The organism is Saccharomonospora sp. NPDC046836 (assembly GCF_040645195.1).
GTDB lineage: Bacteria > Actinomycetota > Actinomycetes > Mycobacteriales > Pseudonocardiaceae > Prauserella_A.
Genome location: NZ_JBEYXW010000002.1, coordinates 66,383 through 80,317, shown reverse-complemented (window position 1 = coordinate 80,317; position 13,935 = coordinate 66,383). Strand labels below are relative to the sequence as shown.

At 70.4% G+C, this 13,935-nt stretch carries 14 protein-coding genes; 6 read left to right on the top strand and 8 right to left on the bottom strand.

Going from position 1 to position 13,935, the window contains the following annotated elements; genetic code table 11:
* Positions 1-25: 25 nt before the first annotated feature.
* Complete coding sequence (locus ABZ863_RS03365; RefSeq protein ID WP_358530665.1) at positions 26-1,210, top strand: ROK family transcriptional regulator; 1,185 nt, start codon at positions 26-28, stop codon at positions 1,208-1,210.
* Between the two features lie 7 nt (positions 1,211-1,217).
* Here the strand turns inward: ABZ863_RS03365 and ABZ863_RS03360 are convergent, their stop codons facing one another.
* The 5 genes from ABZ863_RS03360 to ABZ863_RS03340 are packed head-to-tail and all read right to left on the bottom strand — an operon-like array spanning position 1,218 to position 6,769.
* A complete protein-coding gene (locus tag ABZ863_RS03360; RefSeq protein WP_358530663.1) occupies positions 1,218-2,264 on the bottom strand; it encodes a LacI family DNA-binding transcriptional regulator in 1,047 nt (348 codons plus the stop codon).
* Entirely contained in the window at positions 2,248-3,630 is a 1,383-nt protein-coding gene (locus ABZ863_RS03355) for a GH1 family beta-glucosidase (RefSeq protein WP_358531222.1), read from the bottom strand. The genes ABZ863_RS03360 and ABZ863_RS03355 overlap by 17 nt, the downstream gene beginning before the upstream one ends.
* A 45-nt stretch (positions 3,631-3,675) precedes the next feature.
* The gene (locus tag ABZ863_RS03350; protein ID WP_358530661.1) at positions 3,676-4,542 is read right to left on the bottom strand and encodes a carbohydrate ABC transporter permease; all 867 of its coding nucleotides are present in this window, start codon (positions 4,540-4,542) and stop codon (positions 3,676-3,678) included.
* Entirely contained in the window at positions 4,539-5,540 is a 1,002-nt protein-coding gene (locus tag ABZ863_RS03345; protein ID WP_358530659.1) for a sugar ABC transporter permease, read from the bottom strand. Before ABZ863_RS03345 ends, ABZ863_RS03350 begins: the two co-directional genes overlap by 4 nt.
* Positions 5,540-6,769 (bottom strand): ABC transporter substrate-binding protein, encoded by a 1,230-nt coding sequence (locus tag ABZ863_RS03340; protein WP_358531220.1) that lies wholly within the window; start codon positions 6,767-6,769, stop codon positions 5,540-5,542. Before ABZ863_RS03340 ends, ABZ863_RS03345 begins: the two co-directional genes overlap by 1 nt.
* Positions 6,770-7,025: 256 nt before the next feature.
* Here ABZ863_RS03340 and ABZ863_RS03335 point away from each other — a divergent pair, with 256 nt between their 5' ends.
* Positions 7,026-7,412 (top strand): TIGR03618 family F420-dependent PPOX class oxidoreductase, encoded by a 387-nt coding sequence (locus ABZ863_RS03335; protein ID WP_358530657.1) that lies wholly within the window; start codon positions 7,026-7,028, stop codon positions 7,410-7,412.
* Between the two features lie 9 nt (positions 7,413-7,421).
* Here ABZ863_RS03335 and ABZ863_RS03330 read toward each other — a convergent pair whose 3' ends face one another.
* Complete coding sequence (locus ABZ863_RS03330) at positions 7,422-8,129, bottom strand: MBL fold metallo-hydrolase (protein ID WP_358530654.1); 708 nt, start codon at positions 8,127-8,129, stop codon at positions 7,422-7,424.
* 77 nt (positions 8,130-8,206) lie between these two features.
* Between ABZ863_RS03330 and ABZ863_RS03325 the strand changes: the two genes are divergently transcribed.
* The 3 genes from ABZ863_RS03325 to ABZ863_RS03315 all read left to right on the top strand — a co-directional run bounded on the left by ABZ863_RS03325 (position 8,207) and on the right by ABZ863_RS03315 (position 10,285).
* Entirely contained in the window at positions 8,207-9,019 is an 813-nt protein-coding gene (locus ABZ863_RS03325) for a methyltransferase domain-containing protein (RefSeq protein WP_358530652.1), read from the top strand.
* A gap of 75 nt (positions 9,020-9,094) precedes the next feature.
* Positions 9,095-9,529 carry a hypothetical protein gene (locus tag ABZ863_RS03320; RefSeq protein WP_358530650.1) on the top strand — a complete coding sequence of 145 codons (435 nt, stop codon included), beginning with the start codon at positions 9,095-9,097 and terminating at the stop codon, positions 9,527-9,529.
* Between the two features lie 12 nt (positions 9,530-9,541).
* Entirely contained in the window at positions 9,542-10,285 is a 744-nt protein-coding gene (locus ABZ863_RS03315; protein ID WP_358530648.1) for an SDR family NAD(P)-dependent oxidoreductase, read from the top strand.
* 7 nt (positions 10,286-10,292) lie between these two features.
* Here the strand turns inward: ABZ863_RS03315 and ABZ863_RS03310 are convergent, their stop codons facing one another.
* Positions 10,293-11,282 (bottom strand): nitroreductase, encoded by a 990-nt coding sequence (locus ABZ863_RS03310; RefSeq protein ID WP_358530646.1) that lies wholly within the window; start codon positions 11,280-11,282, stop codon positions 10,293-10,295.
* Between the two features lie 179 nt (positions 11,283-11,461).
* On the opposite strand from ABZ863_RS03310, the gene ABZ863_RS03305 reads away from it, so the two are divergent.
* The gene (locus ABZ863_RS03305; protein ID WP_358530644.1) at positions 11,462-12,133 is read left to right on the top strand and encodes a response regulator transcription factor; all 672 of its coding nucleotides are present in this window, start codon (positions 11,462-11,464) and stop codon (positions 12,131-12,133) included.
* Positions 12,134-12,145: 12 nt separating this feature from the next.
* Here ABZ863_RS03305 and ABZ863_RS03300 read toward each other — a convergent pair whose 3' ends face one another.
* Positions 12,146-13,882 (bottom strand): GAF domain-containing protein, encoded by a 1,737-nt coding sequence (locus tag ABZ863_RS03300; RefSeq protein ID WP_358530642.1) that lies wholly within the window; start codon positions 13,880-13,882, stop codon positions 12,146-12,148.
* Positions 13,883-13,935 lie beyond the last annotated feature (53 nt).

Below are 13,935 nucleotides of genomic sequence, written 5' to 3'. Positions count from 1 at the left end.
GCGTCTGAACTATTAGGATCGACGGGTGAGCGAATCGCGCCCGGCAGGCCAGCACACCGTTCGGCGGCACAACTCCGCGCTCGTCCTCGGCGCCATCGCGGAGTCACCCGGCATCTCCCGCGCCGGGGTCGCCGCGCGGACCGGCCTCACCAAGGCCACGGTCTCGACCCTGGTGGACCGGCTGGTCTCAGCCGCACTCGTGCGCGACGCGGGCCCCGAACACAGGGCCGGACCGGGCAGGCGCGGCACCTCGCTGTCGCTGTCCCCCACCGGACCGCACGGGCTGGGCGTCGAGATCGCCGTCGACTACATCGCCACCTGCCTCGTCGACCTCACCGGCGAGGTCCGCTGGTCGCAGGTGCGCGAGGCCGACAACCGCGACCGGCCGGCAGGCCGCGTACTGGCTCGCGTCGGCACGGCCGTACGCGATGCCCTGCGCCACGCAACCGAGCTCTCGATCACGGTAGGCGGGATCGGCGTGGCCGTACCCGGCCTCGTCGAGGCCTCGAGTGGCCTGCTCCGGCGCGCCCCCAACCTCGGCTGGCACAACGTCGACCTGCCGGCCGAACTGAGCAAACGCACGGAGCTGCCTGGTGTTCCGGTGCTCGTCGGCAACGAGGCGAACCTGGCGGCGCTCGCCGAGCTGCGGGCCGGTGCGCCCGCGGACTTCGTGCACGTCTCCGGCGAGATCGGCATCGGCGCCGGCATCGTGCTCGGTGGCGAGCTCTACGACGGCACCCGCGGCTTCGGCGGCGAACTCGGCCATTTCCCTGTCAGCTCGCGGGGGCCGGTGTGCTCGTGCGGCGCCCGCGGCTGCCTCGAACGGCTCGCCGGGCAGGAAGCCATCCTGACGCGGGCCGGCGCCGCAGACCCCGGCGCGCTCGTGGAACGCCTGGAGGCCGGGGACAGGGCGGCGTCGGCGGCAGTGCGCTCGGCCGCACGCTGGCTCGGTACCGCACTGTCGAGCGTGCTGAACCTGCTGGATGTGCCCACGGTCGTACTCGGCGGTACCTACGCACGGCTGTACCCCTGGTTACACGAGCCGCTGCGCGCCGAACTGCAGGCGCGGGTGCTCAGCGCGCCCTGGGCATCGATCGAGGTACGGCGTTCAGCACTCGGCACCGAGGCCGCCGTGCGCGGCGCGGCGACCTCGGTGCTCCGCAGCATCGTCGCCGACCCGGACACCTTCATCGCGGCCAGGACGGCCTGAGCGGGTCTCAAGCCACGGGCGGCGTGGACTCGCGTACGACGAGCTCGGTCGGCAGCAGGATCGACGGCGGCAGGTGGGGCTCGCCGGCCAGCTGGGCCAGCAGCCGCCACGTCATGGTCCGGCCGAGTTCCTCGACGGGCTGGCGGACCGTGGTCAGGCGCGGGGTCACCGACGTGGCCAGTACCGAATCGTCGAAACCGACCACCGCAACGTCCTCTGGCACCCGCAGGCCCCGCGCCGACAGCTCGCGCAACGCCCCGACCGCGATGATGTCCGCCGCCGCGAACACGGCATCGAGCCCGGGCTGGCGCTCCAGCAGCTCGGCCATCGCCGCCGCGCCGCCGTCGACGGAGAAGTCGCTGTGCGCCACGGCATCGGCCGCGAGCCGCGCCTCGGACATGCCCCGCCGCCAGCCGACGAGCCGGTCGATGCCCACCGCCATGTCACCGGGTCCGGCGATGGTGGCGATCCGCGTGCGCCCGGTCGCGACCAGATGCCGTGCCGCCAGCAGCCCGCCGGTGAAGTTGTCGGCATCGACGTAGGGAACCCCGCTACCACTCAGCGGCCGCCCGCCCGCGACGACGGGCAGGCCAGCGGCCGCGAGCCGGTGCGGCAGCGGGTCGTCACCATGCATGCTCACGACGAGCGCACCGTCGACGTGCCCGCTGCTCAGGTACTTCTCCAGCTGTTCACCGTCGTCGTCCTCGGCCATCAGCATGAGAACGAGCTGGCGCCTGCTGCCGGACAGCCCCGCGTGGATGCCACGCAGCACGCCCGCGAAGAACGGGTCGCCGAACACCCGGTCGCCCGGTTCGGACACGACGAGCGCGACCGAGTTGGTGCGCCGCGTGACCAGGCTGCGGGCCGCCTCGTTCGGGACGTAGCCGAGACTCTCGATCGCGCGGGTAACGGCCTCCCGCGACCGGCCGCTCACACCGGGGAGCTCGTTGATCACGCGGGAGACCGTCGACCGCGAGACCCCGGCCGCACGAGCGACCTCCTCCAGTGTGGGGGCGCCGCGGTCCTCGACCACCGCGTCACCGGGCTCGATCATCGTGCTCCCGTAGTCCGTTGTCCGCCATTACCTGCGAATACCATGACGCACTCGCCTTCGGTGTCCTGCGCTGGGTGGCAAAGTCCACATGCACCAGACCGAACCGTTTCGTGTAGCCCTCCGCCCACTCGAAGTTGTCCAGCAGCGACCAGTAGAAGTAGCCACGCAGATCCACGCCTCGCTCGATCGCCGCATGCGCGGCCCGCAGATGATCGGCGATGAAGGCGATCCGCTCGGCATCGGACACCGCACCATCGGCGCTGACCCTGTCGCGGAACGCCGCGCCGTTCTCCGTCAGGTACAGCGGCACCGGCGGGTAGGTCTCGTGCAGCCGGAGCAGCAACCCGGTGAGTTCGCCGGCGTTGATGTCCCAGTCGGAGTCGGTTCGCGGCAGGCCACGGCGGGGAAAGCCCGCGTTCTCGGCCCCCACCCACTCCGAGGGCGGACCCGAGCGCGCATCGGGAACCGACGAGACGTAGAGGTCGCGGTAGTAGTTGATGCCGAGCAGGTCCGGCGGCACCGAGATCACCTCGAGATCGTCCGCCGTCAGCAGCCGGCCTAGGCCGTAGGGCTCCAGGTCGGCGAGCACGTCCGCCGGATAGCCGCCGCGGAGCACGGGATCGAGGAACAACCGGTTCTGCAGGCCGTCGATGCGCCTGCCCACCTCGACGTCGCCGGCGTTGTCCGGATCGGCGACGCTGACGGGGAACAGGTTGAGGGTGAGCCCGACCCGCGCTGCCCGCGCCTGTCCCCGGATCACGGATGCACCGAGGCCATGTGCCAGCAACAGGTGGTGCGCTGCGGCCACCGCCGCCGCGGGCTCGGTCCGGCCTGGCGCGTGCCTGCCCGAGCCGTACCCGAGAAACGCCGAGCACCACGGCTCGTTGAGCGTCGTCCACGTACCGACCCGGTCGCCGAGCCTGCCCAGCACCGCGGCGACGTAGTCCGCGAACCGGTAGGCGGTCTCCCGCTCGGCCCAGCCGCCGCGATCCTCCAGCGCCTGCGGCAGGTCCCAGTGATACAACGTCGGCCACGGCGTGATGCCGGCCTGCAGCAACGTATCCACGAGCCGCTCGTAGAAGTCGAGCCCCGCCGGATTGACCTCGGCCGCGTCCGGCACGACACGGGGCCAGGCGATGGAGAACCGGTAGGCGCGGACACCGAGATCCGCCAGCAGCGTGACGTCCTCGCTCATGCGGCGATAGTGGTCGGCAGCCGGCTCACCTGTGTCACCGCAGGCGACCGCACCCGGCCTCGCGGAGAACGTGTCCCAGATGGACGGACGTCGTCCATCCACTGTGGTCGCTCCCTCGATCTGGTATGCGGCGGTGGAAACCCCCCAGACGAACTCGTCGGGGAACGTCACCGCCGGCGCGGACGGCTCGGTGTCAGCACGGACAATCGGCACGATCTATCCCTTCACTGCGCCTTGCATGATCCCGGCCACGATCTGGCGGCCGAGCACGATGAACACGATGAGGATCGGAACGGTCGCCAGCGTGGTCCCTGCCAGCACGAGCGAGTAGTCGACGTAGTACCCGCTCTGCAGCTTCTCAAGCGCCACCTGGACAGTGGGGTTCTCGGCGTTGAGCGCGACCAGCGGCCACAGGAAGTCGTTCCACGACGTCATGAAGGTGAACATGCCGAGGAACGCCGCCGCGGGGCGCACCGCGGGCAGGCATACGTGCCAGAAGACGCGGATCATCGAGCAACCGTCCACTCTGGCCGCTTCGATCAGCTCGTAGGGCACCGCTTCGACGGTGTACTGACGCATCCAGAACACACCGATCGCCGTGACCAGGTTCGGCACGATGACCGCCTGCAGCTCATTGGCCCAACCGAACTCCGCCATCGCCATGTACAGCGGGATGATGCCCAGCTGCGTCGGCACCGCCAGCGTGGCGATGACGAGGACGAACAGCAGGTTGCGCCCGCGGAAGCGCAGCTTGGCGAAGGCGAAACCGGCCAGCGTGGAGAACAGCACGGTCGAGACCGTCACCGTGCCGGCGACGACGACGCTGTTGCCGAGCGCCCGCCAGAACTCCACGGTGTCGAACACTCGCTGCGCGTTCGCGAAGAAGTTCCCGCCCGGCACCAGCGGTGGGACAGCCTCGGTGAGGATGGAGCTGTCCCGGCTGGCGACCAGGAACGACCAGTAGAACGGGAAAACCGAACCAAGAACGAACGCCGTCAGCAGCCCGTAGACCCAGAACCGGGCGCGGCCGAGGCCACCACCCGCGGACCCCCTGCGACGGAGGGGCAGCGCGAAGACGGTCATCGGCGACCCTCCCCCGTCGTGGCCAGCCGCCTGGTCAGGACGAAGTTGACCAGCGCGACCAGGATGATGATCACGAACAGGACCCACGCGATCGCCGAGGCGTAGCCGAGGTCCTGACGTTCGAACGCCGACTGGTACAGGTACAGGGTCACCGTCTGGAACTGGTTGGTGGAGCCACCGTTGTTCGAACCGGGCATGGCGTCGAACAGCTTCGGCTCGGTGAAGATCTGCAGGCCGCCGATGGTCGACGTGACGACGACGAAGATCAGGGTCGGCCGCAGCAGCGGGAGCGTGACGCTGACGAACCGGCGCACCGGCCCCGCGCCGTCCACCATGGCGGCCTCGTGCAGTTCCTTCGGGATCGCCTGCATGGCGGCCAGCACGATCAGCGCGTTGTACCCCGTCCAGCGCCAGTTCACCATGATCGCGATGGCGACGTGGCTGGCGAACCGGTCGGCCTGCCAGTCGATGCGGTCCAGGCCGACGAACTCGAGTATCCCGTTCACCAGGCCGTAGTTCGGGCCGAAGAGGTTGGCGAAGATGATGCCGAGCGCGACCAGGCTCGCCACGTACGGCATCAGCACGCCCACGCGCCACGCGGTCGGCCCGCGCAGCCGCGTGTTCAGCAGCGCGGCCAGCAGCACCGCGATGACGATCTGCGGGCCGCTGCTCAGTACGAAGATGCTGAGGGTGTTGACCAGCGTCGTCCAGAACTGGGTGTCGGCCACCAGCGAGACGTAGTTGTCCAGCCCGATGAACGATGGGTTGTCGTCGATGAGCTCCCAGTCGAACAGCGACACGTAGGCGGTGTAGAGCAGCGGGAAGACCCCGACGATGCCGAAGATCACGAAGAACGGGGCGACGTAGAGATACGGCGAGTACCTGACGTCCCAGCGGCCGAGCCGGTCGCGCCACGCCGGTCGTGGTCGCGCCGGCTCGCCGCCGGTGGACGCCTCCCCCGCCCTGCCCCTGGGTGTGGTGGGGACGGTCCTGGTCACTAGCCGGCGATCCGGGTCGCCGCGTCGACGAACTGTCGCCAGCCGTCCTCCGGCGCGGTCCCCTGCTCCACGGCCTGCAGGGCCGGGCTGGACGCGGTCTCCTGGATCTTGCCGTCGCCCGGCCCCTTGTACTGGGCGTTACCGACCTTGCGGGCCTGCGCGGCGAACAGCTCGCCATCGGCGACGCCGCCGAAGTAGTCGTTGGTCGCCGCCAGCAGTTCCGGCGCGTCGAGCGCCTCGACCTGGCTGGGGAACCCGCCCCCGCCGCGGAAGGCCTTGACCTGCTGCTCGGGTGCGGTCAGCCAGGCGGCCAGCGCGGCGGCTTCCTCAGGGTGGTCACTCTGCGTCGGGACGGTGAGGTAGGAGCCGCCCCAGTTGCCGCCCCCGCCGGGGAAGGCGTCGGTGACCGCCCACTGCCCCGCGTGTTCGGGGCCTGCCTGCTCCTCGATCACCCCGAGCATCCACGCCGGGCAGGTCTTCGTGGCGAACGCCGAGCTCTTGAAGCCGCTGTTCCACTCGTTGCTGAACGCCACCAGTCCCGCGGACTGCTCGCGCTCCACCGCGGCCGTGACCTGATCCCAGTTGCGCTTGATCGCCGCGTTGCTCTCCACGACGAGGGTGTCGGAGCGGTCGAGGTAGCCGGTCGGCAGCTGGTTCTGCATCGCGTTGAAGATCTGCGCTGCCGAGTCGAACCAGGCCGTGCCGCCGGAGTCCCGCACGAACCGATCACCGGCGGCGAAGTAGCTGTCCCAGTCGGCGAACAGCGGCTTGACGCCCTCCGGATCGGAAGGCAGCCCGGCTGCCTCGAACAGGTCCTTGCGGTAACACATCGCGAGCGGCCCGATGTCGGTGCCGTAGCCGACGAGCTTGCCGTCCTTGTCCCGGCCGGCCTCGTACTTCCAGTCGAGCCAGCGATCCGGGGTGACGCTCGACGGCCCGATGTCGGCAAGGTCCTGGAACCGGCTCGAGCTGGCCAGCACGTCGGACAAGTGGCCCTCTTCGACGGCGACGACGTCGTCGAGCCCGGAGCCGGCGCCGAGCTTGGTGAACAGGGCCTCGTGGTAGGGCCCGCCCTGCCCGGTCTTGTGGTGGATGATCCTGATGCCCGGGTTGTCGCGTTCGTACTCGGCGAACAGCTCGTCGTAGCCGAACTCGCCGAACGTGCTGATGGTCAGCTCGATCCGGCCGTCCGCGGAGTCGGACTCGCCGGAACCGCCACACGCGGTCATGACCAATGTGGTCGCGCTGAGGAGAGCGGTCAGGGCAAGGACAGGTCTGCGCTGGTGTCGCACGGTAACCCCTCATTGGGTCGACGGACACGAAACTGGGAGCGCTCCCAGGTGGTTGAGCAGCATTCTCCTCGCTCGATCGAGTGTCAACCCTTGTTGTCCGCGCGTTACCTGGGGACTTGCACGGCGAGTTACACCAGAGGCTGCCGCTGATTGGGAGCGCTCTCAGTGGCAACGACCTCAGTAGGCTTGCCGCATGCCTACCGAGGACCTGATCACCTTCTGGCGGGAGCGGCACCTGAGCACGCTCACCACGCTGCGCGCGGACGGCAGTCCGCACGTCGTCCCGGTCGGCGTGACCGTGGACGAGGCGTTCGCGATCGCGCGGGTGATCTGCTCACGGGGCAGCGTCAAGGCCCGCAATGTCAGCACCGCCGGTGCGGCGGGCGCGCGGGTCGCCGTCAGCCAGATCGACCGCAGGCGCTGGTCGACCCTCGAAGGTTGGGCCGTCGTCCGTGAAGACCCGGCGTCGGTACGCGAGGCCGAGGACCGCTACGCCGAGCGCTACGAGCGCCGCCCGCGCGTGAACCCCGAGCGGGTCGTCATCGAGATCGCCATCGACCGGCGTCTCGGCATGGCCTGAGGCGGCCGCTCAGCCGAACAGGGCGCGCCACTCCTCCAGCGAGCGCGGCCGGAAGACGTGGTTACGCTGCCGCACCTCCGACAGTGGCGCCGACGGCTCCGGCGAGTACAGATGTCCCGGATAGACCACCGGGTCGCCCGGCAGGTCCGCCAGCCACCGCAGGCTCCGGTACATCGCGTCGGCATCGCCACCGGGGAAGTCGGTGCGCCCGCACCCCTCCAGGAACAACGTGTCCCCGGCGACGAGCCGCCCGCCGACCAGGAAACACTGGCTGCCTGGCGTGTGCCCCGGCGTGTGCAGCAACCGGATGCCGATCGCACCGACATCGACCTGGTCGTCGTGATCGTGCCGGACCAGGTCGCTCTCCGACACCCCCGTGGTCCGGCGCACCCAGTCGGCTTCCGCACGGCTCACGTGCACGGGCACCTGCTCGCGTGCGAGGAGCTCGGCAAGGCCCGGCAGTGCGAAGCCCATCAGATCGCCGCCGACGTGATCGGGATGGTGGTGCGTCACGAGAACACCGGCCAGCCGCATGTCGTCGGCCGCGAGCGCGCCGAGGAGGTCGTCGACCGCGTAGGCCGGGTCCACCACCACCGCCTCACCGGTGTCCCGGTCGCCGATCAGGTAGGCGAAGTTCCGCATCTGGGCGGCGATCCGGTCGCCGACGGCGAAGTCGCGCCCCGCGAGCAGTTGCCGGAAGTACAGCCGGTCGGACATGGGGTGATCGTAGCCCGTGAGTGCAGCCGGCCACGCTTGTACAGTGTGGACCGCTCACGGGACGAACAGGGGACACGATGACCGCGACACAGCGCTGGCGGGACCAGCTGCTGGCCTGGCAGATCCCGGAGCCGATCCTCGCCTCCGCGGAGGACTCGCCGTGGGTGCTGCCGCGTCATGTGTTCGCCCGGCGCGCGGATGTCCTGCTCGCCGAGCCGGAGGGGGCCTCGTTCCCTGCGGCGTGGGCAGCACTCGATCCGCCCGGTTCGGTGCTGGACGTCGGCGCGGGCGCCGGCGCGGCGAGCCTGCCGCTGGCCGTGCGAAGCACCCACATCACGGCCGTCGACACCGATGCAGCGCTGCTCGCGGAGTTCGCCCGCCGGGCGACCGCGCTCGGGGTGCCCTTCCACGAGGTGCTGGGCACGTGGCCGGCGACCGCGCATGACACGCCTCCGGCCGACGTCGTGGTGTGCCATCACGTGGTGTACAACGTGCCCGACATCGGCCCCTTCCTCACGGCGCTCACCGCACACGCGCGCCGGCTGGTCGTCGTCGAACTCGCCGACCGTCACCCGCTCACATCGCTCAACCCGCTGTGGAAACGGTTTCACGGGCTCGCCAGGCCGGAGGGACCCACCGCAGCCGATGCCGTCGCAGTACTGGCCGAGCTCGGTATCACGCCGGTCGTCCGGCACTGGCGGCGCGAGCGGTCGGCCTCGGCCGAGCACCCCGACTTCGACACGCTGGTGGACGTCACGCGCCGGAGGCTGTGCCTGCCACGCGCCCGCGCGGGCGAGGTCGCCGCGGCGCTGCGCGAGGCGGGTGCCGACGGCAGCCGCGACCTCGGATCGTCCGGAGCCGATATCGTCACCCTCACCTGGATTCCTTGACGGGGCGGTGCCTTCGGCGATGCACTGGGGATGAGAAACTCGCCTGCCCGGTCGCCGTCAGGAGGGAGCGCGCTCGTGTCGCGCGCAGTACTCGCAGTACTCGCCGCCGTCGCGGTGCTCGTGACCGGTGCGGCCAGCAGACCGGCCGACGCACCGTCGGCGCCGCAGCAGCACCGGACGACGGTGGCAGCGCAGCCCACAGCGCAGCAACCGCACAGGGTCCACATCGTGGTCTCGGGTCCCTACGACACACTCATGCGCGTGGCACGCGGGTCAACGGGATCGCAGGTCGCGTTGCGCGGCGAGCCCTTCGACTTCACCTTCGTCGAACCCGCAGGGCAGACCGGCTACCTCACCATCAAGGTGGCCGCGGCGAGTGAACACCCCGGCGGGACGCCGGTGCGCTGCGAGATCCAGGTGAACGGCGCGGTGGTGTCAGCGCAGTCGGCGAGCGAACCCGATGCCAGCGGGCTCACCCAGGTCCTGTGCACGGTGCCCACGCACGTCTAGCACACTGCCCCCATGAACGGAACGGTTGTCGTCCTCGGTGGGCGCAGCGAGATCGGCCTCGCGGTGGCGACCCGGCTCGCGGCGGGCGGAGCCCGTGACTTCGTGCTGGCGGCACGGCGCAGTAGCGAGCTCGACGCCGAGGAGGCGGCACTGCGCGAGGCGGGTGCCGCCACGGTGACCCGGGTCGAGTTCGACGCCGACGACGTCGGCAGGCACGAGGAGGTCCTCACCGGGATCCTCACCGGCCACGGTCCCGTGGCCGTCGTGGTGCTGGCGTTCGGCATCCTCGGCGACCAGCGGCGGGCCGAGGAGGATGCCGACCATGCGCTGGCCATCGTGCACACCGACTACACCGCGCAGGTCAGCGTGCTGACGCACGTGGCCACCCTGCTGCGCAAGCAGGCAGGCGGGCGGATCGTGGTCTTCTCCTCGGTCGCCGGGGTACGCGTGCGACGCGCCAACTACGTGTACGGCTCCGCGAAGGCCGGGCTGGACGGTTTCGCCGGCGGCCTGTCCGACGCGCTCGCCGGCAGTGGCGTCCATCTGCTGCTCGTCCGTCCCGGGTTCGTCATCGGGCGGATGACCGAGGGCATGTCGCCCGCGCCCTTCTCCAGCACGCCCGGTCAGGTGGCCGACGCGACGGTGGCGGCACTGCGGCATGGCCGCCACGTCGTGTGGGTGCCGCCGATCCTGCGTCCGGTGTTCGCGCTCATGCGCCTGCTACCGCGGGCCATCTGGCGCCGTCTTCCCCGCTGACGCCGGCTCAGAGCCCGGTGCGATCCACCAGCTCCGCGACATGGCGGCGCGGGCTCTGCTGCACGGCACCGGCCGGGTGCCCCACGCGCATCAGCAGCTGCGGATAGCCGGCCAGGCCGACCTTGTCGATGAGGGCCGACCGCGCCTCCGGCAGGTGCAGTGGCTGGGTCTGCACCGCTGCGGCGAGCCCCATGTCCACAGCGGACAACCAGGTGTGTTCCATCGCCATGCCGGTGCGCAGGTGGTCCAGCCGGGTGTCGTCGGCGGTCACGAAGACGAGAACGGTCTCGCACTGTAGCCGCGTCGCGAGCGTCTGCCGGTCGGGCAGTACCGTCCCGGGGCGCACGAGGCCCGCCCACGGCAGTGTCGATGTCGGCAGCGCGCCGTTGGCGATGCCTGCCCCGTGCCGATGCGACCACTCGTCGCGGATCGTCCACAGTGCCAGCTCACCCTGGTAGGCCTGGTCCTGCTGCACCACGGCCCCGGTGTGCTCCAGCACCTCGGCGAGCGCGGTGAGCTCCTCGGGTTCCTGCAGGAGCTTCACCTGCACACCGTCGACCGGCGAGGCCGCCATGAGGTCCTTGCGGTCGTAGTCGGACACGGCGTGGTCGGCGAAGGCGTGCCGGTAGCTGCGCCTGCGCGCGATCGCCGAGTAACGGTGAAGATCGACGTCGCTGGGCACCCGCGAGCCGTCGGCCACCACCCGCGCGATCAGTTCCGGCCGTTCGGGGTCCGGCAGCAGCCGGACGGTGGTGCGCTGGCCGAGTACGTGGATGCCGAGCTCGAGATGGGTAACAGCGGCACCGCAGGAGACGGCGCGGTCGCGGTCGACTGGATCGTGGTACGGAAGCCGCAGGTCGGTGCGCTCCCACAGCACTGCTTCGCCGTCCGGCAGCTCGAGTGACCACGGCTGGATGTTGTGCACCGAGGGCGCGCGGATCACCGCCCTGGCGAGCACGTCGATCTCGCCGGCCGACCACTCCTGCCTTGAGCCCATGCGTCCACGATCCTGCCGGTTGCGCCTCATTTCGCGTTCCGGAAGTCCCCTGTGTCAGGGACTTCCGGCCCCGACCAGCTAGCCAGGTGATGACCTTGTCCGGCTAGGGCACAAAGTCCCTGTCAGGGGTCGACTTCAGGATCATGTCGCCTCGGCCGATACGCCCTAGTGTGGTTGACGTGCCCATTCGCGTGTTCCTGGTCGACGACCACGAGATCGTCCGGCGTGGCCTGGTCGACCTCCTCGACGACGAGCCCGACATGCAGGTCGTCGGTGAGGCCGCGTCCGTGAGCGAGGCACTGACCCGGATCCCCGCGGCCACGCCCGACATCGCGGTGCTGGATGTCCGGCTGCCGGACGGCAACGGCGTGGAACTGTGCCGGGAGCTGCTGTCCAGGGCCTCCGGCCTGCGCTGCCTGATGCTCACCTCCTACGCCGACGACGAGGCGTTGTTCAACGCGATCATGGCGGGGGCGTCGGGTTTCGTGCTCAAGCAGGTACTCGGGTCCGATCTGATCTCGGCGGTCCGCACGGTGGGCTCCGGTGGCTCGCTGCTCGACAGCCGCACCACGGCGGCGCTGATGAGCCGTATCCGCAGGGAACGCGCCGAAGCCGATCCGGTTGCCGCACTGTCCGAACAAGAGCGCGCGGTGTTCGACCTGATCGGTGAGGGGCTCACCAACCGGGAGATCGCCGAGCGGCTCTTCCTCGCCGAGAAGACGGTGAAGAACTACGTGTCCCGGCTGCTGGGCAAGCTCGGCATGCAACGCCGCACGCAGGCGGCCGTCCTCGCGACCGAGCTGCGCCGTTCCGGCAACACCCGCTCCACCGGCGAGCACACCACGGACTGACACGCCGGACGCTCAGCGCAGCGGAGCACGCCAGGTCACGCGGGTGCCCCCGCCGGCTTCGGTGCCGATCGACACCGACCCACCGCATTCCTCCGCGCGATGCGCGACGTTGTCCAGTCCACCGCGCCGCGCATCGGGCGCGATGCCGGAGCCGTTGTCGAGCACCTCGACCACCAGCTCGTCGGCGCCCGCATCGACCGACACCGAGATCTCGTCGCCGCCGGAATGCCGCAACGCGTTGCTGAGCGCCTCTCGCAGCACCTCCTCGGCGTGGGCGCCGATCTGCGGCGGCACGAACGTGTCGATCGCACCGGAGATCCGCACCGCAGGCGAGACCGCGGACTCGGTGGTGAGGTCGGCCGCGACGTCGAGCAGCCTGCGCCGCAGGCTGATCGGGCGTTCGCTGCCGCTGGTGTGCAGGTCGAAGATCGACGTACGGATCTCCCGCACCGTGCGGTCCAGCTGCTCGACGGAGTGCTGCACCCGGTCCCTGGCGTAGGGGTCGGTGATCCTGCGCAGCGTTCCCTGCAGGCTCATGCCCGTCGCGAAGAGGCGCTGGATCACGTGATCGTGCAGGTCCTGCGCGATGCGGTCCCGGTCGGCCAGCAGGTCGAGCAACCGCTGGTTGCGCTGCTTGTCGGCGAACTCCAGTGCCACCGCGGTCTGCCCGGCCAGCGAGGAGAGCACCGGCAGCTGCTCGGCGAGGAACCCCGCCGCTCCCTTCGTCTTGGCGACGACCAGCAGGCCGCCCGCCCCCGAGGCACTGCTGACCGGTACGGCCACGGCCGGTCCGAAACCGGCAGAGCCGGCGCCCGGTGCCTCCAGCGCCGCGCCGAGGTCCAGCACGATGGCGGGCTCCCCGGTTCGCATGATCTCGGCGATCCGTGACTCCCCCGTGGTGTCGATGGTGACACCGACGAGGTGGTCCGCCCGCTCACCGGAGACCACGCTGACCGACACCGTGTCCGTGTTCTCGTCACCGGGCAGCAGCATGAACGCGTCATCGGCCCCGGCCAGCTCACGCACCCGGTGCGCGATCAGCTCGAGCGTCGCGTTGACCGAGGCACCGCCGAGGAGCTCACCGTTGATCTCGGCGACCGCGCCGAGCCAGCGTTCCCGCATGCGTGACTTCTCGAACAGCCGTGAGTTGTCCACGGCCACGCCGGCCGCCGCCGCGAGCGCCTGCAACACCACCTCGTCATCGGCGCTGAACCCGGCTCCCCCGCGTTTCTCGGTGAGGTAGAGGTTGCCGAACACCTCGTCCCGCACCCGCACCGGCACACCGACGAAACTGCGCATCGGCGGGTGGTTACGGGGGAAGCCCACGGAGGCGGGATGCCGCGACAGATCGTCGACCCGCACGGGAACCGGCTCGTCGATCAGCAATCCCAGCAGTCCCCGCCCCTCCGGCAGGTGCCCCATCTGGGCCCGGACCTCGTCATCGATGCCCACGTAGACGAACTCCGACAGCCCACCGGCGTCCGACAGCACACCCAGCGCGCCGTACCTCGCGTCGACCAGGTCCACCGCGGCCTGCACGATCCGCTGCAGGGTGGAGTCCAGCTCCAGTCCGCTCGCGACCGCCAGCACGGCGTCCAGCAACCCCTGGAGCCGGTCGCGTGTCATCACGATCTCGGCCAGTCGCTCCTGCACCTCGTGCAGCAGCTCGTCCAGCCGCAGTCCGGCGAGCGCGCCTGTATCGGGCTTGTACACACCGGGTTCCCCGGCCGGCGTCCCGTCTGGCGGCATCCCGTCTCCGATCCATCCGCGGATGCCCCCGGCCGTTCCACGACGACCGTCGG